Source organism: Spirillospora sp. NPDC048819 (genome assembly GCF_040650055.1).
In the GTDB taxonomy this organism is placed as follows: Bacteria; Actinomycetota; Actinomycetes; order Streptosporangiales; family Streptosporangiaceae; genus Spirillospora.
This window is the reverse complement of the sequence record NZ_JBEZGN010000005.1, coordinates 41,027-63,503: the sequence shown is the minus strand read 5'-3', so window position 1 is coordinate 63,503 and position 22,477 is coordinate 41,027. Positions and strand designations below refer to the sequence as shown.

The window sequence follows — 22,477 nt, the reverse complement described above, 5'->3', positions numbered from 1 at the left end:
GCTGGCTTGGGCGGGTCTGCTGGCTTGGGTGGGTCTTGCCCCGGGACGTGGCCTGGATGGGCCGGGGCTTGGGTCAGGTAGGGGTGGTGGCGTTCAGGGCGGACTGGATCAGGGCGGGGGGCAGGTCGGTTCGCTCGATCCGGACGTCGTCGCAGCCGACCCAGGCGGCGGCGCGCCATAGGGCCGTGGCGAGGGCGGCGGCCGAGGTTTCCGTGCGGGACGGCGTGCGGGTGGCCCAGGGTTCCAACGACGCCTGGCGGGCGATGAGGGTGCGTCCCTCTCTGGCGGGGTCGACTCGTCCGAGGAGGCGGCCGCCGGCCAGGAGCGGCATCGCGAAGTAGCCGTGGACGCGCTTGGCCTTGGGGACGTAGGCCTCCAGGCGGTGGTCGAAGCCGAACACGCGGGAAGCGCGGGCCCTGTCCCAGACGAGGGAGTCGAACGGCGAGAGCAGGGTGGTGACGTGCCTGCCGCGCGGCGTGGCGGCCAGCGCGTCAGGGTCGGCCCAGGCCCGCTGGGACCACCCGGCGACCGTGACCGGAACGAGCCCGGTTCCCTCGATCACCCGTTCCACCTGGTCCTGCTTGATCCGGTAGTAGTCGGCGAGGTCTCCGCGTGTCGCTACGCCCAGGGCACGCCCCGCTCGCGCGACGAGGGCCGTCAGGCAGGCGTCGTCGTCGGGGTCCTGGGCGAGAAGGTCGGGCGGGACGGCCCGTTCGGCGAGGTCGTAGACGCGGCGCCACCCGACGCGTTCGACGCAGACGACCTCGCCGATGTCCAGCAGCCACTCGATGCCGATCTTGTGGTCGCTCCAGTCCCACCACTCGGCGCTCGCCTTGGCGCCGCCGAGTTCCCTGGTGGTCAGCGGCCCGTCCGCCTTCAGGCGGTCGCGGATCTGGTCGCAGACACCCTCGGGCACCTTGTGCCAGCGCCACCCGCGCCGCAGGTAGGCGCGCCGGCGGAAGGCGAAGAGCGGCCAGTCGCGCATGGGCAGCACGGACGCCGCATGCGCCCAGTACTCGAACGCCCTGGGCCCGGAAGCCCCCTGCCGGGAAACCCTCTGCCTGGAAACCCCTTGCCCGGAAGCCCCTTGCCCGGAAGCCCCCTGCCCGGAAGCCCCCTGCCTGGAAACCCCCTGCGCGGAAGCCCCCTGCGCGGAGACCCCCGGCCTGGAAACCCCCGGCCTGGAAACCCCCGGCGCGGAAGCCCCCGGCTCGGGAACCCCTTGCCGGGAAGCCGCCGGCCGGGACGCGCCGTTGCCTGACGTGCCGTCGGCCCAGTAGGCGGCTTCGATGGTGTCGCGGCCGACCGGGCCCAGGCGTGCGTAGGGGACCAGTTCGTGGGATCTGGCCAGGACCGAGATCGTGTCGAGCTGGACGGCGCCGAGCCGTTCCAGCATCGCCGGTACGCCGCCCTTGGGGGGCGCGCCCAGGAATCCCTGGGCGCGCAACTGGAGCCGCCGTGCTTCGTCCGCGCTGAGCTCTACCACGTCGGCGATGCTACGACACAACACCGACAAAAGCCGATTGCCGGTCGCATCGGGCTCAGGTGATCTCCAGGAGCTTCTCCCGGACGGCGTAGACGACGGCCTCCATCCGCGAGTGGAGCTGGAGCTTCTCCAGGATGTTGCGGACGTGGTTCTTCACGGTGTTCTCGGAGATGAACAGCTCGCGTGCGATCTCCCGGTTGCCGAGACCGCGGGCGACGAGCCGCAGCACCTCCATCTCGCGTTCGGTGAGGCGCGGCGCGGGGACCTGCTGGGTGCGCTCCTCGCTGCGCTTCGCGAGCGCGGCGAACTCGGTGATGAGCTTGGACGCCATCGACGGGCTTATCAGCGACTGCCCGCCGAACACGGCGCGGACCGCCTGGGGGACCTCGTCGATGGAGATCTCCTTCAGCAGGTAGCCGCTGGCCCCGGCCTTGATCGCCTCGAAGAGGTCCTCCTCCTCGTCGCTGATGGTCAGCATGACGATCTTCGCGCTGGGCGCGGCGTCCTTGATGGCGGTGCACGCCTCGATGCCGCTGCGGCGCGGCATCCTGATGTCCATCAGGACGACGTCCGGCAGCAGGTCGCCGGCCATCTGGACGGCCTCGTGCCCGTCGCCGCCCTCACCGATGACCTCGATGTCGTCCTCGCCTTGCAGGACCATCTCCAGGCCTCTGCGGAACAGCGCATGGTCGTCGACGATGAGCACACGGATCGGATCGGCCGCTCCGGCCGGCTGTGCCGCCTCCCGGCCGGCGGGGGCGGCGCCGGCTTGACGGGGTACCGCCGCGGCGTCGCGAGCCTCGGGATTCTCGCTCACCAGAGTCGCGGCGTGGAGGAGACGCCGCTTCCCCCCTTCACTATTCAGCGATCTGGAACTACCGGAGGGTTGCTCTCCGACGGGTCGTTCCCGGGAACCTACGGGGTCCGGGGGTGAACCCGGGGGATTTCGGGCCGGGGTGTCCCCGGGTGCAACTGTTGTGCGGCCCGGGAGGTTCCCGGGGCCGGTCGCCGCGAGTCCGGGGCCCCGCGGGACGTGCCGCCGCGGGGCGGTGACCGGACGGGCCCGGAACGGCGGCCGAGCGGCGCTCGCGCCGTACCGGATCCCCCCGGGACCACCGCGTCCGCGGATCGGCAGGTACGCCTTTTCAGATCATTACATGGTTCGGGTGGTGACGTGACGCGAGTGCCGCATCACTCTTCGACGAGCCTGATGACTCCGTAGTCCCAGCCTCTCCTCCGGTATACGACCGAGGGGTGCCCGCTGGCCTTGTCGCGGTACAGGAAAAAGTCGTGGCCGACGAGCTCCATCTCCAAGAGGGCCTGCTCGATGCCCATCGGCTCGGCCTTGTGGAACTTCTCGCGGACGACGAGGGGGCCGTCGCCGTCCATGGGGATCGGGACGAGGTTCTCGTCCGGCGAGACCTTCACCGGCTCGGCCTCGGCCTCGGCGGACTCCGGGACGGCCACCGGGGGTTCGGGGACCGGTTCCGGGAGGGTGTCGGGGAGCGGTTCCATCGTCGCGAGCTTGGCGCGGCCCTTGCCGCTGTGTCCCTTGCGCCGCTCGGAGTCGCGGCGCAGGCGCGACTCCAGCTTGTCCAGCGCCAGGTCCAGGGCTCCGTAGCGGTCGTCGGCGGCGGCCTCGGCCCGGATCACCGGGCCACGGGAGCGGATCGTGAGCTCGACCCTTTCGCGCTGATCGGCGAGCCGCGGGTTATGTTCCTCGGACACCTCCACGTCCACGCGGATGACCTTCTGGTCGAGCCGCTCGATCTTGGCCAGTTTGTTGTCGACGTGCCGACGGAACCTGTCGTTGACCTCGGTGTGCCGGCCCCTCACGGTGATGTTCACGCGGGACCCCCCTTCTCCCGGTTGCGGATCGGCCCGGTCCGGGATCCCTGACTGCCCCGGACGGGCACCACAGGACGGTGGGTCGCACCCGCCCGGCCGACCTGGTCTTCGTCCCCACATCCGCCTGCTGAGGGGCTCGCGGCGCTCTCGCCACTACTGCCCTTCTCCCTGTTCGGGGGATGTCGGATCCCCCGGCGGGGCAGGACTTACCTCTAAGGCGCACCGTGATCGGTCGACGAGAAGTCGCCTTACGTGGGCCGTTTCGCCTGCGCCTGGCATCGGCTAGCCGGACCGCCTGTCGTGCTCCTGACGAGCACTGCGATCCGACGCAACCACGGACCCGGGCGGGTGCCATGTCAGGAACGCTAACCCCTTACGCCATGAATGTCAGGAGGGTGGACGGAGGAAAAACTCACTGACCGTCATCGGAGACTGCCGCAGCGGGTACCCCCGCCGCCTCACGGACGTCCCATCACATGCCGTGAACCCCCGTGTGCGCGGCAGTTGCGCTGCCGATACCCGCGCAGGTCAGATCGAACTGGCCCGCCGGTGAGTTTGATGAATCTCTACTCCCCTCATGGTGAGGTGTGACCCGAATAACCCATCAAGCCCCAATAAGCCGGACATCGCCCAGCTACTCCACGTAACTACCTGCCGCCTCCTCTCCCGAACGTGAAGAAAGTCACCCCTCCCCCGCCGTCCGTGTGAGAGTCAGCGGCGGCGGCGGGGGGTCGCCGCGATGGTGGCGGCGGCCAGCGGTTCGGCTCCCGCCGCGCGCAGCGCCCTGGCCGCATCGGTGAGCGAGGCACCGGTCGTGACCACGTCGTCCACCAGCACGATCCGGCGGCCCGCGACCCCGGCGCCGGGTTTGACTTCGAGGGCTCCCTGCAGGTTGGCGGTGCGCTGTGCCGCAGTCAGCGCGGCCTGGTCGGCGACCCGCCCGCGCTGCTTCAGGGCGTCCACGCCGATCACGGGCACACCCGCGGTGTGCAGCCGCCGCACCGCAACCTCCACCACCCCTCTCAGGGCGTCGTGGCCGCGCCGCCGAACGGCACCGCGCCTCGACGGCACCCACACCACGACCGGCGGGTCATGCCCCAGGTGGAACGCGCGGTCGCTGTGCGCGGCCGCTCGCCGGGACCGTTTCACGCCCTGGTCTTCGTCGCGGGCGTCGGGGGCGAGGTGCGGTGCCAGGGCCGCGCGGACGGCCGTGGCGAGGGCCTCACCGAGCGGGGCGGTGAGAGCCGTGCGGCCGTGTTCCTTGTAGGCGGCCAGGATCGCCCGCAGGGGGCCCTCGTAGGCGGCGACCGTCCACGGGGGAGGCAGGCCGCCCAGCGTGGTCCTCGCGGGCCTTGCAGGCCCTCGCAGAGGCATCGCGCAGGCGTCGCACAGCAGGACGGGCGCCCCGCCGCACCCGGCGCAGTGTTCGGGGAGGATCAAGTCGATCAGGTCGGCGATGAAGTTCATGACCTCGACGATGCGGCCACGGCCCGGCACACGTCCCGCATTCGCGTACCTGTGGATAACCAGGTCCCGCCGCCGACTTGCCCCACCGCCGACTTGCCCCACCGCCGACTCGTCCCACCGCCGACTCGCTCCGCCGAGCTCACGCGGGCCAGGCGGGGCCGCCAGGGGGCGGAGAAGTCGGCGAAACTCCACTACGCCAGGAGGTCTTCTTGCTGATCAAAGACCTATCGGTCAGGTGTCATCAAGATCATGGGCAACTACGGCTAGCGGGGGTAGCTGGGGTCCTTTGCGGGGGTCGGGCAGATCCAGGGGCTGTAGGAGTTGCTCGGGGAACGCTGGCGGCAGATCTGGTCCTTGCCGGACGAGCGGGTGCCGATGAGGATCGGGGCGCCGGGGGCGGCGGCGATCGTGCGGGGTTCGCCCAGGGAGCCGACGCCCAGGGACGTGATGGCGCTGCCGCTGATCGGCATCAGGAACGGGAGGGTCTGCGAGTCGCGTTTGGCGCGGCCGAGGACGGCGAGGGTGTTGTAGTCGCGCCAGGCGAGGTCGATGGCGTCCTGCAGTTCCGAGCTCACGGGCAGGAACGAGCCGACGTCCAGGGAGCCGTCGGGGGCCCGGACGATGCGGCCGATCTGCACTTGGGGACGGCCGTCCACGCGGGCGATGACGGCGGCGCGGACGCCGTCGCGGGCGACGTGGAACTCCAGGACCTCGCGGCCGCCGAGACCCCAGTGGGCGGCGCGGACGGGCGGCTTGCCGCGCCGGCGCACCCAGAGCCAGGACGCGTCCTCCTTGCTCTCCACGACCCACAGGGTGCCGTCGCGGCTCCAGGACGGGGCGGTGAAGCGGGCGCCCTCGCGTGCGGTCAGCAGGACGCGGGGGGCGGGCGTGCCGGTGACGGGGGCGGCGACGAGGACCTGGTCGGCTTCGGCGCTCAGCCCGGCGACCTCCTGGTAGTCGGGGGAGACGGCGGGGCGGGACAGCCGCCCGGCCTGGCCGGTCACGACCGGCTGGGCGCGGTCGCCCTCCAGGAGGCCGAGGAAGCCGGACGGGCCGACGACGTAGGCGTTCTGGTGGGATTCGTCGTGCGAGACCTGCCCGTCGGGGGAGTTGACCTCCCATGCGTGGACGGGCTGGGTGGAGTCCATGCCGTCGGGCGTGACGGTCTCGCCGTCGATCTGCAGCCGCCACCGCTTGATCTCTGAGAGCTGCCGCATCGTCCAGCTGAGCTGTGCCGACATCCGCTCGATATTGCCGCCGCGGGCCTCCTTGGTGAGGTCGATGGTGGCGACCTCCTTTTCGACCCGGACGCTGCGCTTCAGGCGGGTGTCCTTGGGGAAGGCGGTCTGGACGGCGCCGTTGAGCCACGAGGTGGGGCCGGTCAGGAGGGCCTGGACGAGTTGGGTCGGCAGGCTTTGCCGGTTCACGACGGGCAGGAAGATGCCGTTCGGGACGAGGGTGTGCCGGTCTGGCGCGAAGTAGAACAGGTTGACGGTGCGCATGGCGCGTTCGACGTCGTCGTTGGTGAGCAGAAGGCCGGTTCTCTCGTCGCCGGGCAGGCTGGTGATGCGCCAGAGGCCCTGCTGGGTCTTGGCGAGTTGGAACGTGGCGTCGAGTTCCTTCGGTGACGCGGTGTACTGGCCGTCGGTGGAGATGGTGCCGAGTTCCTCACCGGTGACCCTGACCGTCGCCTGGGTATCGGACGACTTGATGACCTGCGGGTCGGTGATGCGGCTCGACAGGACGGTCACGGAGGGGCGCAGCCCGGGGTTCCAGGTGTTCTGCTTGCTGAGGTAGAGCTTGGCGACCTTGTGGTTGTCGTCGAAGCTCGCGGACGCGGCGAGGAACCCGGAGACGATCTGGGCGGGGCCCCATTCGGGGTGCGGCTCCACCGGGATCAGCCGGACGTAGGGGTCGTCGACGCGTTCGGCGGGTTCGCCCGTCACGACCTGCCCGCCGCTCGGCACGGCCGCGCATCCGGCGCCGCCGAGGACGAGGGCGGCGGTCATCAGGAGGCAGGTGATCCGTCCGGTCACTCCTGGACCTCCAGTTCCGCGAACAGCGGGCGGGCGTCACCGGCCCCTGGAGGGACGAGCGGGAGCGGCGAGCCCCGGAGTTCGGCCCCGGCCGCGCGAGGCAGCGAGAGGCGGAACTGGGAGCCCACGCCGGGCTCTCCCCACGCCTGCAGCCACCCGCCGTGCAGTTGCGCGTCCTCCCGGGAGATCGACAGGCCGAGACCGGTGCCGCCGGTGGTGCGGGCGCGGGCTGGGTCGGCGCGCCAGAAGCGGTCGAAGACCATCTGCCCCTCCCCCGGCTTGAGCCCGACCCCGTGGTCGCGCACGGCGACGGCCACGGCGTCGCGGTCGGCGGCGACGGACACGACGATGTCCTCGCCGTCGCCGTGCTCGACGGCGTTGACGAGCAGATTGCGCAGGATGCGTTCGACGCGGCGGCGGTCGACCTCGGCCATGCACGGCTCGCCGGGCAGTTGCAGGACGAGCTTGCTGCCCTTGCGTTCGGACAGCCCTTGGATGTCGCCCACGACCCGCAGGACGAGGTCGCGCATGTCGAGGGACTCGGCGTCCAGGGTCGCCGCGCCCGCGTCGTGCCGGCTGATCTCCAGCAGGTCCGCCAGGAGGGACTCGAACCGCTCCAACTGGCTCTGCAGCAGTTCCGCGGAGCGTCCCACGGAGGGGTCGCCGAAGCTGTCGCGGTTCTCGTAGAGCATGTCCGCGGCGATCCTGATGGTGGTCAGGGGCGTGCGCAGTTCGTGGGAGACGTCCGAGACGAACTGGCGCTGCACCTGGGAAAGGTCTTCCAGTTCGCCGATCTTTTCTTGCAGGTTGGCGGCCATTTCGTTGAACGAGCGGGCGAGGCGCGCGAGATCGTCCTCGCCGCGGACTCTCATGCGTTCTTCGAGCCGTCCGGCGGCGAGCCTCTGCGCGCCCTGCGCGGCGAGCCGCACAGGTATGACGACCTGGCGCGTCACCAGCGAGGCGATCGCGGCCAAGAGCAGCACCAGCACGATGCCGACACCCGCCAGGGACCGCCCCACATTGGTCAGGGTCCGCTGTTCCTCCTCTAGCGGGAACAGATAGTAGAGCTCGAACTGGCCTGTCTTGCCTCCCACGATGAGGCCGCTCTCCGACGGACGGTCACCGACATAGGAAAGCTGGCCGTAGGTGTAGGCGCGCGTTCCCGCAGGCGCGTTCTTCAGTTCTTCGCGAAGCCGTGGTGGGACGCTCTCCTGACGCAGTTCATTGGTCGTGTACCCGTCGAAGTACTGTTCCGTGGTGTCGCGGATGTAGACCTCGTACAGCCCGGACGGGCCGCTGCGGGACTTCAGCCGGTCGATCGTGGTGTTGAGCCTGCTGTCGTCCCCCGGCGAGTTGCCCAGGTCTCGCTGTACCTGCGCCAGGCCGTCGTCCAGCTGGAGGCGTGCCGCCTTGACCTTCCCGTCCATGAGCGCCGACGACACCTGCTGCATCAGGAACGCGCCCAGGATCACCACCACGATCGCCGAAATGAACAGCGTGGACGTGACGACACGTACCTGGATCGACCGCCGCCAGCGCGTGTAGCCGCTGCGGGCGGCGCCCCGAAGGGCACGCTGAACCGCGCCCAGCGCACGCCGGACGGACCGCTTCACCCTCTTCATGTCGGTGTTCATGAGAGGCCCGCGAAGCGGTGTGGCCATGGAAAGCGCGGCTTTCCGGGAGAGTGCTCGACGGTCATCGGCGTGTCACGGGGGATACAGCGGATACAGCGGGTCAGGGAAACGCGGAGGTCACGGGGACCGGCCGCGGTCAGGCCGGTCCCGCCTTGTAGCCGACGCCGCGGACGGTGACGACTATCTCGGGACGTTCGGGGTCCTTCTCGATCTTGGCGCGGAGGCGCTGCACATGCACGTTGACCAGGCGCGTATCGGCGGCGTGCCGGTAGCCCCAGACCTGTTCGAGCAGGACCTCGCGGGTGAACACCTGGCGGGGCTTGCGAGCCAGGGCCACGAGCAGGTCGAACTCCAGCGGCGTCAGCGGGATGTGCCGGTCGACGCGCTTGACCGAGTGGCCGGCGACGTCGATGGTGATGTCCCCGATCTGCAGGGTCTCCGGCGCCGGTTCGTCGGTGCGCCGCAGACGCGCGCGTACGCGCGCCACCAGCTCCTTGGGCTTGAACGGCTTGACGATGTAGTCGTCGGCACCCGACTCCAGGCCGAGGACGACGTCCACGGTGTCGCTCTTGGCGGTCAGCATGACGATCGGCACGCCGGACTCGGCACGGATCTGGCGGCAGACGTCGATGCCGTCGGCCCCCGGCAGCATCAGGTCGAGCAGCACGAGGTCCGGCCGGGTCTCCCGGAACGCCTCGAGCGCCTTGTCGCCGTCGTGGACGAACGAGGGCTCGAAGCCCTCGCCCCTCAGCACGATGCCGAGCATCTCGGCGAGCGCGAGATCGTCGTCGACGACCAGTACACGTCCTCTCATGGCCCTCATCGTCACAAAGTCGGGGTTCGGTGGAGTGAGTGCTTTTCGTCCTCACCAGGGCTGACAGGTGCCGGCTCTCGCGATAGATCGGATGAAAGGTACTCGGCGGCGCGATGCTCCGCCCCCACCTCGCCAGGGAGAGATATGCCTTGGCGTGCCAGGTTACCCGCGTTTGCGTCGTCCATGGCTCTCCCGGGATCCGAGGGGCGGCACGGAATTGTAGGGGCGACTCGCGAAACCCGCGCAAGGCCGCCCGCGACCGGCGCGATTCGGCGTGAGCACACACCGTAGTACCCCAGATCAACACGCTCCGGACCGGTGACGGCAATGGGGGCACCGCGCCCGTGACAGGATGACCTGACCGGCGGTCGCTGCCGAGGCCCGGGGGGCCCGGGACACGCCGGGCACACCCTCGCCAGAGATCGCAGGAGCCGAGATGCCGGGACCGGACGGCTGGGACGACGACGCGGACGCACTCGACGTGCAGGGCGTCCCGTTCCGCCCCATGTCCATCTCGGAGATGCTGGACGGCGCGATCGCCGGGATCCGCCGCCGTCCGCGCACGTCGCTCGGGCTGTCGGTGGCGATCAGCACGGTGATCCAGGTGGCCAGTTCGGTCGCCGCGTATTTCTTCATCGGCGACGAGGCGCGTGACGAGGTCACCCCGGAAGTGCTGATGGAGTCGCTCGGCGCGCAGCTCACGCTGACGTTTCTGGGCCTCGTGCTGTCGGCGTTCGGAATTTTGCTGCTGTCGGGATTGCTGGCACCGATTCTGGGCCGTGAGCTGGTGGGCATGCCGATCGCGCCCAAGCAGGCGTGGCGGGACGCCCGTCCGAGGCTTGGCAGGCTGGTGGCCACCTCCGCGGCCGTCATGGGCATCTCGATGGCCGCGCTGGTCCTGCCGGTCGTGCCGTTCTTCCTCCTGATCGCCGCCGACGCGAATCCCGGGTTCATCGTGCCCGCCGGGATTTTGGGCTTCCCCCTCGGCGTCGGGCTGATGGTGTGGCTTTATCTCCTGTTCGTCTTGGCCGTCCCCGCGGTCGTCATGGAGCGGCAGACCGTCGGGGGCGCGCTTCGCCGGGCGGTGACGCTTTCCAAGGGCCGCTGGTTCCGGACGTGCGGGACGCTTCTGCTGGCTTTGCTCGTCACGGTCTTCATGGGCTTTTTCGCGTTGCGGATCCCGTTCCTGTTCGTGCAGCTGGTCTTCTTCGGTGACTCGTCCGGTACGGATTCGACGATGGCCGCGCTCGCCGTGGACACGCTCGGGCGGATCGTGAGCTGGTCGGTGGTGCTGCCGTTCGACGCCGGCGTGATCGCGCTGCTCTACATGGACCGGCGGATGCGCCGCGAAGGCTTCGATCTGGAGCTGCGCACCAGGGGACGTTCCGCGGCCGCCATCTCGGCGGGGCGGCAAGGCCGGGCCGCCGGCGGCCGCGACGGCCTCGACCAGGACTACCTCGACCGCGACGGCATCGACCGGGATGAGGGCTTCATCGACCTGTGGCGGACCGGCCCGCCGCCGGCACGTCCGGAGACGGGGGCGAATCCATGACCGTGCTCACAGCCTTGTCCTCCTCCATGTCCGCGGTGTCGCTCGATCCGGTCGGCCGTGACGAGGCCCGCGAGATGGCCCGCCGTGAGCTGGAGAAGCAGATCTACCAGCGCGACAAGCCGTCCTGGCTGGAACGCGCCTGGGACGACTTCTCCGAATGGCTGCAGGACCTGTTCAGCCAGACGGCCCAGCCGCAGGCGCAGGGCAGCGGCGGCGGCTGGGTGTCGATCGCCGTCATCGTCCTCATCGTCCTCATCGCGATCGCGCTGGTCGCGTGGCTGATGCGGGGTCGCTGGAACCCGCGCTCCCGGGCCGACCCGCTGCTGGACGACGAGCCGTCGACGGCGCTCGACCACCGGGACGCGGCGGAACGGCACGCGGCGGCCGGGCAGTGGGCCGAGGCGATCCGCGAACGGCTCCGCGCCATAGCCCGCGATCTCGAGGAGCGCGCGGTGCTGTCGGCGCGGCCGGGACGTACCGCCGACGAGCTGGCCGCCGAGGCGGGCGAGGCCGTGCCCGAGCTGGCCGACGACCTGCGCGCCGGCGTGCGGATCTTCGACGACGTCTGGTACGGCGACCGTCCCGGCACCGCCGACGGGTACGCGCGGGTCAGGGACCTGGACGACAGGCTGCGGGCGGCACGGCCGAAACCGCTGGAGGACGACGACCTCACGCTCGCCGGAGCCGGCGAGGACGGAGGCCCGCGATGGTGACGCAGACCCCGCCGCAGAGCGCACCGGCCGGGCAGGGCGGGCAAGGCGGGCAGGGCGGGCAGGGCACGGAGCCGTCCGCGCGGCAGGTCGCCGGGCGCCGCTGGCGGTCGGCCCGCGGCGTGGTCGCGGTGATGCTCGCGATGGTCGTGATCGCGGTGATCCTGGCGGCGCTGCGGCCCTCGACGTCGCCGCAGGCGCTCGACCCGACCTCGCCGAAGCAGGACGGCAGCAGGGCGCTCGCGGAGATCGTGCGGCAGAACGGGACGCCGGTGTCGGTGGCCAGGCACGTGGACGACGCCGTCCGGCAGTCCGCCCCCGGGACGGTCATGGTGGTGACCCGCAGCGAGCGGCTCACCAGCGAGGAGCTGAGCCTCCTGTCCGTCGCGCAGGTCGATCTGCTGCTCGTCCGGCCCACGTCGTTCACGCTGGCCGAGCTGGCCCCGCGCGTGCGCAAGGACGGCGCGACCTTCGAGGACGCCGACGAGCCGGGCTGTTCGCTGCAGGCCGCCACGCTCGCGGGCCCGGTCGCCCTCCACGAGTCGGAGACGTACGACGTGACCGGATCCGTCACGGAGTGTTACAAGACCGAGTACGGCGGGTCCAGGGTCGTCCAGGTGCAGAACGTCGGCAACACCGTCACCGTGCTGGGCTCCGCCTCGCCGCTGACGAACGAGCGCCTCACCGAGGAGGGCAACGCGGCGCTGGCGATGAACCTGCTCGGCACGACCGGCGACGGTACGAACTCCTCGGTCGTCTGGCTCGTCCCCGACATGCCGGAGGACGGCGCGGGCGCCGGGCAGCAGTCGCTCGGTGATCTGCTGCCGTTCGGCGTCAAGCTGCTCATGCTGCAGCTGCTCGTCACGGTGCTGCTGGTCGCCCTGTGGCGGGGCCGCCGCCTCGGCCCGGTCGTGGCGGAGGCGCTGCCGGTCGTCGTGCGCTCCGCCGAGACGGTCGAGGGACGCGCCCGCCTCTACCGCGCCGGGCACGCCCGCGACCGGGCCTCCGACGCGCTGCGCTCGGGGGCGCGCGAACGTCTCGTCCCGCTGCTCGGACTCCCCCGAAGCAGCGCGCAGGATCCCGCCGCCGCGCAGGAGATCGTCTCGGCGGTCGCGCACCGCTCGCCCTACGACGAGACGTACGTCGGCGCGGCCCTGTACGGTCCTGAACCCTTGGACGACGCGGGGCTCATCGCCCTCAGCGACGTCCTCGACGACCTGGAAAGGCAGGTACGCCAGTCTTGAACCACCCAGTGGAGCTAGGGAAGGACGACGTGCCCGGTGGCATGGGCGCCGTGAGCGGCACTCCGCCGAGCGGGCTGTCAGAGGAGACACGGCGGCAGGCCGAGACGGCCCGCAAAGCGCTCACGGCGCTGCGCGGTGAGATCGCCAAGACGGTCGTCGGTCAGGACTCCGTCGTGACCGGTCTGGTCATCGCGTTGCTCTGCCGCGGCCACGTGCTGCTGGAGGGCGTCCCAGGGACGGCGAAGACGCTGCTCATCAAGACGCTTTCACGCGCCCTCGACCTGGATTTCAAGCGCGTCCAGTTCACCCCTGACCTGATGCCCGGCGACGTGACCGGATCGCTGATCTACGACACCCGGACCGCGGAGTTCGAGTTCCGCGAGGGTCCCGTCTTCACCAACCTCCTCCTCGCCGACGAGATCAACCGGACGCCGCCGAAGACGCAGGCATCGCTCTTGGAGGCCATGGAGGAACGGCAGGTTTCGGTGGAGGGCGCCGCGCGCGCTCTGCCCGACCCGTTCGTGGTGTGCGCGACGCAGAACCCGATCGAGTACGAGGGCACCTACCCCCTGCCCGAGGCCCAGCTCGACCGGTTCCTGGTCAAGCTGACCGTGCCCGTCCCCACCCGGGACGAGGAGATCTCCATGATTCAGCGGCACGCGGCCGGTTTCGACCCGCGTGACCTGTCGGAGGTCCAGGCCGTCGCGGGTGCGGACGAACTCGCCGCCGGACGGGCCGCGGTCAGGGCCATCCACCTCGACCCCAAGGTCGCCGCGTACGTCGTCGACCTGTGCCGCGCCACCCGGCAGTCCCCGTCGCTCCAGCTCGGCGTCTCCCCGCGTGGTGCGACGGCGCTGCTGGCCACGTCCCGCGCCTGGGCCTGGCTGTCGGGCCGCGACTACGTGACGCCGGACGACGTGAAGGCGCTGGCCAGGCCGACGCTGCGGCACCGCGTCCAGCTTCGTCCCGAGGCGGAGCTGGAGGGCGCGACGGCCGACGGCGTGCTGGAGGGCATCCTCGCCCACGTCCCCGCCCCGCGCTGATGGCGCTGACCGGACGCCTGGGCCTGCTGGCGCTGCTCGGCGCGCTCGTCCCGCTGCTGGCGCCGAGCTGGTGGACGCTGTTCGCGGTGTGGGGCGTCCTGCTGCTCGGCGTCGTCGCCGACCTCGCGCTCGCCGGGAACGTCCGGGCGCTGCGCTTCCACCGCGCGGGCGACACCAACGTCCGTCTCGGTGAGACGGCCAAGGTGTCGCTGATCGTGGAGAACCTCGGGCGGCGGCGCCTCAAGGCCCGCCTGCGGGACGTGTGGCCGCCCAGCGCCGGTGCCACGCCCCGCACGGTCAAGGTGCACGTCCCCGCAGGGGAACGACGCCGCGTCGAGATGACGTTGACGCCGACCCGCCGCGGTGACCGGAAGGCCGTCACCGTCGTGGTCCGCTCTGTCGGACCGCTCGGGCTGGCCGCGCGGCAGCTTTCCCGTCCCGCGCCCTGGACGGTCCGTGCCCTGCCGGCGTTTCCGTCGCGCCGCCACCTTCCGTCCAAGCTCGCGCGGCTGCGTGAGCTGACCGGCGCGCACGTGGCCCTGATCCGCGGGCAGGGAACCGAGTTCGACTCGCTGCGCGAGTACGTGGACGGCGACGACGTCCGGTCCATCGACTGGCGGGCCACGGCACGCCGCAACGACGTCGTCGTCCGGACGTGGCGTCCCGAGCGCGACCGGCGGATCTACCTGGTGCTCGACACCGGCCGCACGTCCGCGGGCCGTGTCGGCGACATCCCCCGGCTCGACTGCTCGATGGACGCGGCGATGCTGCTCGGCGCCCTCGCGTCCCGCGCCGGCGACCGCGTCGACCTGCTCGCCTACGACCGCCGCGTCCGCACCCGCGTCGAGGGCGCGTCCCGCACGGACCTGCTGCCCGCGATGGTGCACGCCCTCGCGCCGCTGGAGCCGGAGCTGATCGAGTGCGACGCCGCCGGGATGGTGTCGACGCTGATGGCGCGCGTCCGGCAGCGGTGCCTGGTCGTCCTGCTCACCGAGCTGAACACCGCCGCGATGGAGGAGGGCCTGCTGCCGCTGCTGCCGCAGCTCACCGCCCGGCACCTCGTCATGATCGCCGCGGTGTCGGATCCGCGGGTCGGGGAGATGGCGGCGGGACGCGGCGACCTCGCGTCGGTGTACGACGCGGCCGCCGCCGAACGCGCCCGCGCCGAACGCCGCCGCCTCACCGCCGAGCTCCGCGGGCACGGCGTCGAGGTGGTGGACGCCCCACCCGAGGAGATCGCCCCCGCCCTCGCCGACGCCTACCTCGCCCTCAAGGCGGCAGGCCGACTCTGACCCCGGACGTCCGACACCCGGCTGGCCCGCCGGGCGCCCCGGTCAGCCGGCTACCGGGGCGAGGTCGGGGCGGAGGTCTGCGTCGCCTGTTTCGCCCTGGCGGGTGGCGCGGCGGCCGAGGACGATCACGTAGCCGAGGAACACGGCCTCGGCGACGACGCCGATGCCGATGCGCAGCCAGGTGACGTGCACCCAGCCGGTGACGAATCCCTCGATGAGGCCGGACACCAGCAGGACGGCGACGAGGCCGATGGCGATGCTGACGGCGGCGCGTCCCTCCTCGGCGAGCGCCTGCCCCCGCCGGCGCGGACCCGGATCGATGATCGTCCAGCCGAGTTTCAGGCCCCCCGCGCAGGCCAGGTAGACGGCGGTGAGTTCCAGCAGGCCGTGCGGGAGGATCAGCCCGAAGAACACGTCGCCCTTGCCGTAGGCGAACATCAGGCCGCCGGTCAGGCCGAGGTTGATCTGGTTCAGCAGCAGCACGTACACCGTCGGGATGCCGAGCAGGATGCCGAATATCAGCGCGATCGCCGACACCCAGGCATTGTTGATCCAGACCTGGAACGCGAACGACGCCGCCGAATGCTCGGTGTAATAGTTCGCGAAGTCGTTCTCGACCAGTTCGCGGATCTCGTCCGGTGTGCCGATGCTCGCCTGCACTTCGGGGCTGTGCACGACCCAGATCGCCAGGGCCAGCGACACCAGGTTGCCGAGGACCGCGCTGCCGAGCCACCACCACCGCATCCGGTACGCGGCCGCCGGGAACGACACCGTCGCGAACCGGGTGACGTCGCGCCAGAGCGGCGCCTGCGCGCCGGCCACCGCCGCCCTGCCCCGCGCCACGAGCGACGACAGGCGTCCTACAAGCTGGGGGTCGGGTGAACTCGACCGGACGACCGACAGGTGGGTCGCCGTCCGCTGGTAAAGCTCGACCAGTTCGTCGGCTTCCGCGCCGGTCAGCCTGCGGCCGCGGTTGATGAGCCACTCAAGGCGCTGCCACTCGGCGTTGTGCGCGGCCACATAGGCGTCGACGTCCACCCAGGGAGACTAACGTCTTCACCTAGCGAACCGGCAAAATGGACCCACCCCAGGCAATCGGAGGATCAGGACATGGCTGAACTCGTCACCGGCGAGGCCGTCGCGCTCGACATCCGCGTCGCGCGCCTGGCCAGCCGTGGCTGCGCCATGCTGCTCGACCTGATCCTCCAGCTGGTGCTGCTCAACATCGCGGTCTACCTGACGGCGATGACGGCGCTCGTCGCGGACGAAGCGTGGACGGTCGGGCTGACCCTGCTCGCCGTCATCGCCGTCCTGGTCGGCTATCCGTGCGTGTTCGAGACGCTGACGCGGGGCCGGACGCTGGGGAAGATGGCCGTCGGGCTCCGGGTCGTCGCCGACGACGGCGGGCCGATCCGGTTCCGGCAGGCCCTCGTGCGGGCGCTGGCCGGGGTCATCGAGTTCTGGACGCTCTACGGCTCGCCCGCGCTGATCACCTCGTTCTGCAACCGGCGCGGCAAGCGGCTCGGGGACCTGTTCGCCGGGACGATCGTCATCCAGGACCGGGCCCAGTCGGCGTACTTCACCCCCTTGGCGGTGATGCCACCGCAGCTCGCCTGGTGGGCCCGCTCGCTGGAGCTGTCGATGCTGTCGGACGAGCTGGCGATGACGGCGCGGCAGTACCTGTCGCGTTTCTGGGAGCTGCTGCCGGAGGTCCGCGACTCGCTGGGGCAGCGGATCGCGTCGCAGGTCGTCGCGGTGGTGAGCCCGCCCCCGCCGCCGGGCGTGCGCCCGGAGATCCTGCTGTCGGCCGTCCTCGCCGAGCGCCGCCACCGCGAGGAGTGGCGGCTGGCCCAGCGCCGCGCCCGCCGCATGCAGCGCTTCGGCTGGACGGCCTGGGCCCCCGCCACCGCCGCGGCGCCCGTCCCGGCCATGGCGGCGGCCGGGCCTCCGCCGGCCGGCCCGGCGCGGCAGGGCCCGCCAGCGCCGCCGCCGTTCAGCGCGCCCGCTCCCGGGCAGCCGCAGTTCCTGCCCCCGCCCAACTATGGCGCCGGGCCGTACCAGAACGTCCTGAACGCCCCTCGTCCGCCCGCCGGCGGCCCGTACCCGACGGGTCCCTACCCGGCAGGCGGCCCGCCGCCGAACGGCCCGTACCCGCCCCCAGGGGCCCCGCACAACCCGTACCCGCCCGACCGCTGAGGCGTGGGCCCGTACCCGGATGGTTGGCCGCGCGGTCGTCAGCGGCCCTGGAAGTCCGGGGGGCGGTTCTCCAGGAACGCCGTGATGCCTTCCTTGGCGTCTTCGGTGGCGGCCAGTTCGACGAGTTCGCCCAGCAGGTGGGCCACCTGGTCTTCCAGGGGGCGGCCTTCGATGGCGAAGAAGGCGTCGCGGCCCCGGCGCAGGCCGAGCGGGCTCTTGGACGCGATGACACCGGCGAGTTCGTCGACGCGGGCGTCCAGCGACGCGCGGGGGACGACCTCGGTGACCAGGCCGATGTCGCGGCCCTCGGCGGCGGTGATGCGGGAGCCCGTGTAGTAGAGCTTGAAGGCGTGCTTCGGGGCGACGTTCCGGTTGATGATCGCCATGATCATCATGGGCCAGAGGCCGACGTTGACCTCGGGAGTGGCGAGCTTGACGTCGTCGGCGGCGATCACGAGGTCGCAGGCGGCGGCGAGGCCCAGGCCGCCCGCGACGGCGTGTCCGGCGAGGCGGGCGATGATCGGCTTGCCGAGTTTCGGGAACGCGGTGAACAGGCGGAACGGCGCGCTCTCGCGAATCGCGTCGGGGGCGGCGAGACCCTTCTCGCCCAGCCCGCCGAGGTCGGCGCCCGCGCAGAACGCCCGGTCGCCCGAGCCGGTCAGGACGATGACGCGGACGTCGGAGTCGGTCTTGGCGCGGCCGAACGCGTCCAGGAGCTCGTCCGTCATCCGGTCGTTGAGGGCGTTGCGCGCCTCGGGCCGGTTCAAGGTGATCCGGGCGACCTGATCCGCGACCTCGTACAGGATCGTTTCGTACATGCCTTCGCCCTTCCTCCAGCCGCGCGACCACCGGCGAGCGCGTCGACTGCCCCTTGGAGTGAGCCGGAGGCGACGCACCAAGGGGCAGTTCGCGAAGCGATCCTAAACGCGCTCGATGATCGTGGCGTTGGCCTGGCCGCCGCCCTCGCACATGGTCTGGAGGCCGTAGCGGGTGCCGGTGCGCTCCAGCTCGTGCAGCAGCTTGGTCATCAGGATGCCGCCGGTGGCGCCGAGCGGGTGGCCGAGGGCGATCGCGCCGCCGTTGGGGTTGGTCTTCTCCAGGGACGCGCCGGTGTCCTTGGCCCAGGCCATCGGGACCGGGGCGAACGCCTCGTTCACCTCGAAGACGTCGATGTCGTCGACCTTCAGGCCGCCGCGGGAGAGGGCCTTCTCGGTGGCGGGGATCGGGCCGGTCAGCATGTAGACCGGGTCCGAGCCGACCACGGCGAGGGTGTGGATGCGGGCGCGGGGCGTCAGGTTGTGCTGCTTGACGGCCTCTTCGGACGCGATGAGCAGCGCGGACGCGCCGACGGAGATCTGCGAGGCGACGGCGGCGGTGATGTCCCAGCCCTCGCGGAGGGGCTTCAGGCCCGCCATCTTCTCCAGCGTGGTGTCGGGGCGGGCGCCCTCGTCCTTGGACAGGCCGGCGATCGGGGCGATCTCCCGGTCGTAGTAGCCGGCGTCGATGGCCTTGCTGGCGCGCTGGTGGCTTTCGAGAGCGAACTCTTCGAGGTCCTGGCGCTTGAAGCCCCACTTCTCGCACATCAGCTGCGCGCCGCGGAACTGGGAGATCTCCTGCTGGCCGTACCGCTCGGCCCAGCCGTCGCCGTACGGGAAGGGCATGCCCTTCTCCATGGCCATCGCGACGGAGGAGCCCATCGGGACGATCGCCATCTGCTCGACGCCGGACGCGACGACGAGGTCCTGGGTGCCGGACAGGACGCCCTGCGCGGCGAAGTGGATCGCCTGCTGGGACGATCCGCACTGCCGGTCGATGGTCACGCCGGGCACGGTGTCCGGCAGGCCCGCCGACAGCCACGCGGTGCGCGCGATGTCGAGGGACTGCGGGCCGACCTGCATGACACAGCCCATGATGTTGTCTTCGACCGCGGAGGGGTCGACGCCGGTGCGGTTGACGAGCTCCTTGAGCACGTGGGCCCCGAGGTCGGCGGGGTGGACGTCCTTCAGGGCGCCCTTCTTGGTACCGACGGGGGTACGGACCGCGCCGACGATGTACGCCTCGGCCACTACGCCTCCAAATTTTGGGGTTCCGTCCCGAAACCGAGTGAGATTCGGTCAGTCAGTATGAGATTACATCGCTCGCGACGCAACGCCATGTGAGCTGAGTCTCGGGCACTCTATGCGCGGTCCGCGGCCGGGTCCGGGCCGGGGCGGAGGATCTGGCCGTCCGCCTCGTCCCCGAGGGACGCCTCCGCGAGCCTGGCGAGGATGTCCGCCAACTCCGGGTGCTCCTCGGGCGACCAGCCCTCCACATGGCGGGTCAGGCCCTCGCGGCGCGCGGTGAAGAGCCGCTCGGCGACGACCTGGCCGGAATCGGTGATGGAGAGCGTTCCGTCCAGGCGCCGGACGTAGCCCGCGTCGACGAGCCGGTCGACGTAGGGGCGGCCGTGTTCGATCGCGACGCCGGCGCGTTCGGCGAGGTCCCGGCCCGTGACCGTCCTGTCCTTGGCGATCCTGCACAGCGCCCAGACGCTCCCGGCCGGGAGCTCGACCCCGGACCGCGCGCCCAGCCGCTCGTAGAGTTCGAGCGCCTTCGGGTCCTTGCGCATGAGTTCGCTCAACGCCCGCTCCATCTCGTGCCTGGACGAGCGGACGGTCGGCGCCGCACCGAAGCCCTCGCCATAGTCGCGCGTCCGCGACGTCTCGCGGAGCGGAACCTCACGCAGGAACCACGTCAGCACGAACGCGACCGCCGCCACTGGGACGGCCAACAGGAACACCGAGTCGATCGACTGCGCATAGGCGTGCAGGACGTCCTGCCTCACCTCGGCGGGGTACCGGTCGAGCAGTTCAGGGTTGCCCTGGACGGCCGAGGGGTCGAAGCCAGGGGGCAGGACAGGCGCCAGGTCCTCCACGTGGGCGGCGAGCCGGTTGCTGAAGACCGAGCCGAACACCGCGACGCCGAACGACCCGCCGATCTGCCGGAAGAACGTGACACCGGACGTGACGGCGCCGAGGTCCCGGTACGACACGGCGTTCTGGACGGCGATCACGAGCACCTGCATGACCAGGCCGAGCCCGAAGCCGAGCAGCGCGAACCGCAGGCTCATCGACAGGGTCGACGCGTTCTCGTCCAGCCGGGAGCACAGGTACAGCGCCAGCGCGATGATCGGGGTGCCGGCCACCGGGAAGATCTTGTAGCGGCCGAACCGGCTGATCAGCTGCCCGGAGCCGATCGAGCTGAGGAGCATGCCGAGCATCATCGGCAGCAGGTGCACCCCGGACAGCGTGGGCGAGACGCCGTGCACCACCTGCAGGAAGATCGGCAGGAACGTCAGCGCGCCGAACATCGCGAAGCCGACCGCGAAGCTGATCGCCGAGCCGAGCGAGAACACCGAGTCGGCCAGCAGCCGCGGCGGCATGATCGGCTCGGCGGCGCGGCGCTCGACGAGCACCCACACCCCGATCAGGACGGCGGACGCCGCGACGAGCCCGATGATCGGCGCGGAGACCCAGTCGTAGCGCGTCCCGCCCCACGTCGTCGCCAGCACCAGGCCGACGGCCCAGCCGACGATCAGCAGTGTCCCCAGGTAGTCGATGCGGTGCCGTTCGCGCTCCCCCGTCGCGGGCAGCACCGCCGCGACGACCAGCAGCGCCACGATGCCGATGGGCACGTTGATGTAGAACACCCAGTGCCACGACAGGTTGTCGACGAACCAGCCGCCGAGCAGCGGGCCGCACACGCTCGCCACGCCGAAGACGGCGCCGAACAGCCCCTGGTAGCGGCCGCGTTCACGCGGCGGCACCACCTCCCCGACGATCGCGACGGCGAGGACCATCAGCCCGCCGCCGCCGAGCCCCTGCACGCCGCGGAACACGATCAGCTCCGTCATGTCCCGCGCGAGGCCGCACAGCGCCGACCCGGCCAGGAAGATCACGATCGACGTCTGGAACAGCCGCTTGCGCCCGTACTGGTCGCCGAGCTTCCCCCACAGCGGCGTCGAGGCCGTCGCGGCGAGCAGGTACGCCGTCACGACCCAGGCCAGGTGGTTGAGCCCGCCGAGGTCGCTGACGATCGTGGGCAGCGCCGTCGACACGATCGTCTGGTCCAGCGCGGCGAGCAGCATGGCCAGCATGAGGGCGCCGAGGACGACGTACAGGTCCCTGCCCTTGGGCATGGCCTCCTCGTCCTGCGCCACCGCCCCCGCCGTCATGCCGCCGCCCCCCGCCGTCGTACGCGAACGGGAAGGGTCTACCCATGAGCCGGACGGGATCACCCGCCCGGCGACCGGCCGGGTCAGCCCATGATGTCGCGGGCGACCTTCGCCGCCCCGAGCGCCGCCGCGCTCCCGGCGACGCCCACGGCGCCTGCCGTGGCCCACAGCGGCAGACCCGGACGGGTCTTCATGCCGCTCATGACGTCGAGGGAGTCGACGGCGAGGCCGAGCCGCGCCCACAGCCGCCGCCCGGAGTCGTCGCCGCTGAGCAGGTACCCGGCGCCGAGCGCGATCTCCCGCGCGGCGAACATCCGGACCATGTAGTCGCGGCCCGGGTCGGCGCCGCCGCCCATGCCCATGGCCTTCACGGTCAGCCTGGGCGCGGCGAGCGCCGCGAGGCCGAGGGCGACCCGCCCGCGCGCCAGATTGGTCATCATGCCGTCGAGCCGGTCCCGGCCGTCTGTTTCCTTCGCATCTGCCACAAGGGCGAGGTTATCGGTGCCCCGCCCGGACCGAACCCGCGGGTAACCCTTTCCTTACACGTCTATCGTTCAGGGAGGCGGCACTCTCCCCCGACACATGAAGGTGGCCATGGAAGGCATCCTCAGCCTCGTCGTCGTGTCACTGCTCGCCGCGTTCTGCGTGCGCTGGGCCGCGGTGCGTCTCCGGTTGCCCATGCCGACCCGGATCGCGGTGATCACCGTGTTCGTCCTGGTCGTGCTGGCGCTGTACGGGCAGTACCTGAACACCTGAATTTGTGTGCGGCGGGTGCCGAACTTACTGCCTCGACCGTGAGTCATAACTGGCGAAACCGGCTTCACGCCCGTTCGACGCCCCCGCCGAGGCAGACGTGAGTCACCCGGATCGTCCGGGTGCCCCCGGCCCCCGGGCCCTGGCCTCGCGCGGCGGACGCGAGCGACACCCCGCCCGGCGAAGCCG

General features: G+C 71.3%; 19 protein-coding genes. 7 read left to right on the top strand and 12 right to left on the bottom strand.

Annotated elements, in window-relative coordinates:
* Positions 1-73: 73 nt before the first annotated feature.
* The 7 genes from AB0C35_RS09705 to mtrA form a co-directional block, all read right to left on the bottom strand.
* The gene (locus tag AB0C35_RS09705; RefSeq protein WP_358452538.1) at positions 74-1,486 is read right to left on the bottom strand and encodes a crosslink repair DNA glycosylase YcaQ family protein; all 1,413 of its coding nucleotides are present in this window, start codon (positions 1,484-1,486) and stop codon (positions 74-76) included.
* A 55-nt stretch (positions 1,487-1,541) separates the two neighbouring features.
* Positions 1,542-2,198 carry a response regulator transcription factor gene (locus tag AB0C35_RS09700; protein ID WP_358452905.1) on the bottom strand — a complete coding sequence of 219 codons (657 nt, stop codon included), beginning with the start codon at positions 2,196-2,198 and terminating at the stop codon, positions 1,542-1,544.
* Between the two features lie 479 nt (positions 2,199-2,677).
* Complete coding sequence (raiA, locus tag AB0C35_RS09695) at positions 2,678-3,334, bottom strand: ribosome-associated translation inhibitor RaiA (protein WP_358452536.1); 657 nt, start codon at positions 3,332-3,334, stop codon at positions 2,678-2,680.
* 711 nt (positions 3,335-4,045) lie between these two features.
* Positions 4,046-4,801 (bottom strand): phosphoribosyltransferase family protein, encoded by a 756-nt coding sequence (locus AB0C35_RS09690; RefSeq protein ID WP_358452534.1) that lies wholly within the window; start codon positions 4,799-4,801, stop codon positions 4,046-4,048.
* Between the two features lie 263 nt (positions 4,802-5,064).
* Positions 5,065-6,837, bottom strand: coding sequence for an LpqB family beta-propeller domain-containing protein (locus tag AB0C35_RS09685; protein WP_358452532.1), 1,773 nt, complete (start codon positions 6,835-6,837; stop codon positions 5,065-5,067).
* Complete coding sequence (mtrB, locus tag AB0C35_RS09680; RefSeq protein ID WP_358452530.1) at positions 6,834-8,459, bottom strand: MtrAB system histidine kinase MtrB; 1,626 nt, start codon at positions 8,457-8,459, stop codon at positions 6,834-6,836. Before mtrB ends, AB0C35_RS09685 begins: the two co-directional genes overlap by 4 nt.
* A gap of 148 nt (positions 8,460-8,607) precedes the next feature.
* Positions 8,608-9,285: an MtrAB system response regulator MtrA gene (gene mtrA, locus AB0C35_RS09675; RefSeq protein ID WP_358452528.1), complete on the bottom strand. Its 678-nt coding sequence runs from the start codon at positions 9,283-9,285 to the stop codon at positions 8,608-8,610.
* A gap of 436 nt (positions 9,286-9,721) precedes the next feature.
* Here mtrA and AB0C35_RS09670 point away from each other — a divergent pair, with 436 nt between their 5' ends.
* From AB0C35_RS09670 to AB0C35_RS09650, 5 genes are read left to right on the top strand one after another with little or no spacing between them, the layout of a single operon-like run.
* Positions 9,722-10,837, top strand: a complete 1,116-nt coding sequence (locus AB0C35_RS09670) for a hypothetical protein (protein ID WP_358452519.1) — start codon at positions 9,722-9,724, stop codon at positions 10,835-10,837.
* On the top strand, positions 10,834-11,550 hold the full coding sequence (locus AB0C35_RS09665; protein WP_358452517.1) for a DUF4129 domain-containing protein: 717 nt from the start codon (positions 10,834-10,836) through the stop codon (positions 11,548-11,550). Before AB0C35_RS09670 ends, AB0C35_RS09665 begins: the two co-directional genes overlap by 4 nt.
* A complete protein-coding gene (locus AB0C35_RS09660) occupies positions 11,544-12,791 on the top strand; it encodes a DUF4350 domain-containing protein (protein WP_358452515.1) in 1,248 nt (415 codons plus the stop codon). The genes AB0C35_RS09665 and AB0C35_RS09660 overlap by 7 nt, the downstream gene beginning before the upstream one ends.
* Positions 12,792-12,832: 41 nt before the next feature.
* The gene (locus AB0C35_RS09655) at positions 12,833-13,834 is read left to right on the top strand and encodes a MoxR family ATPase (RefSeq protein WP_358452904.1); all 1,002 of its coding nucleotides are present in this window, start codon (positions 12,833-12,835) and stop codon (positions 13,832-13,834) included.
* On the top strand, positions 13,834-15,126 hold the full coding sequence (locus AB0C35_RS09650) for a DUF58 domain-containing protein (protein WP_358452513.1): 1,293 nt from the start codon (positions 13,834-13,836) through the stop codon (positions 15,124-15,126). Before AB0C35_RS09655 ends, AB0C35_RS09650 begins: the two co-directional genes overlap by 1 nt.
* A gap of 42 nt (positions 15,127-15,168) precedes the next feature.
* On the opposite strand, the gene AB0C35_RS09645 is transcribed toward AB0C35_RS09650, so the two are convergent.
* Positions 15,169-16,164, bottom strand: coding sequence for a stage II sporulation protein M (locus tag AB0C35_RS09645; protein ID WP_358452511.1), 996 nt, complete (start codon positions 16,162-16,164; stop codon positions 15,169-15,171).
* Between the two features lie 72 nt (positions 16,165-16,236).
* Between AB0C35_RS09645 and AB0C35_RS09640 the strand changes: the two genes are divergently transcribed.
* Positions 16,237-17,322, top strand: a complete 1,086-nt coding sequence (locus AB0C35_RS09640) for an RDD family protein (protein WP_358452509.1) — start codon at positions 16,237-16,239, stop codon at positions 17,320-17,322.
* Positions 17,323-17,360: 38 nt separating this feature from the next.
* On the opposite strand, the gene AB0C35_RS09635 is transcribed toward AB0C35_RS09640, so the two are convergent.
* The 4 genes from AB0C35_RS09635 to AB0C35_RS09620 all read right to left on the bottom strand — a co-directional run bounded on the left by AB0C35_RS09635 (position 17,361) and on the right by AB0C35_RS09620 (position 22,020).
* A complete protein-coding gene (locus tag AB0C35_RS09635) occupies positions 17,361-18,140 on the bottom strand; it encodes an enoyl-CoA hydratase-related protein (protein WP_358452507.1) in 780 nt (259 codons plus the stop codon).
* Positions 18,141-18,242: 102 nt separating this feature from the next.
* The gene (locus AB0C35_RS09630) at positions 18,243-19,388 is read right to left on the bottom strand and encodes an acetyl-CoA C-acetyltransferase (protein WP_358452505.1); all 1,146 of its coding nucleotides are present in this window, start codon (positions 19,386-19,388) and stop codon (positions 18,243-18,245) included.
* Positions 19,389-19,498: 110 nt separating this feature from the next.
* Complete coding sequence (locus AB0C35_RS09625) at positions 19,499-21,535, bottom strand: MDR family MFS transporter (RefSeq protein ID WP_358452503.1); 2,037 nt, start codon at positions 21,533-21,535, stop codon at positions 19,499-19,501.
* A gap of 83 nt (positions 21,536-21,618) precedes the next feature.
* On the bottom strand, positions 21,619-22,020 hold the full coding sequence (locus AB0C35_RS09620) for a hypothetical protein (protein ID WP_358452501.1): 402 nt from the start codon (positions 22,018-22,020) through the stop codon (positions 21,619-21,621).
* A 109-nt stretch (positions 22,021-22,129) separates the two neighbouring features.
* Here AB0C35_RS09620 and AB0C35_RS09615 point away from each other — a divergent pair, with 109 nt between their 5' ends.
* Positions 22,130-22,291 carry a hypothetical protein gene (locus tag AB0C35_RS09615; protein WP_358452499.1) on the top strand — a complete coding sequence of 54 codons (162 nt, stop codon included), beginning with the start codon at positions 22,130-22,132 and terminating at the stop codon, positions 22,289-22,291.
* Positions 22,292-22,477 lie beyond the last annotated feature (186 nt).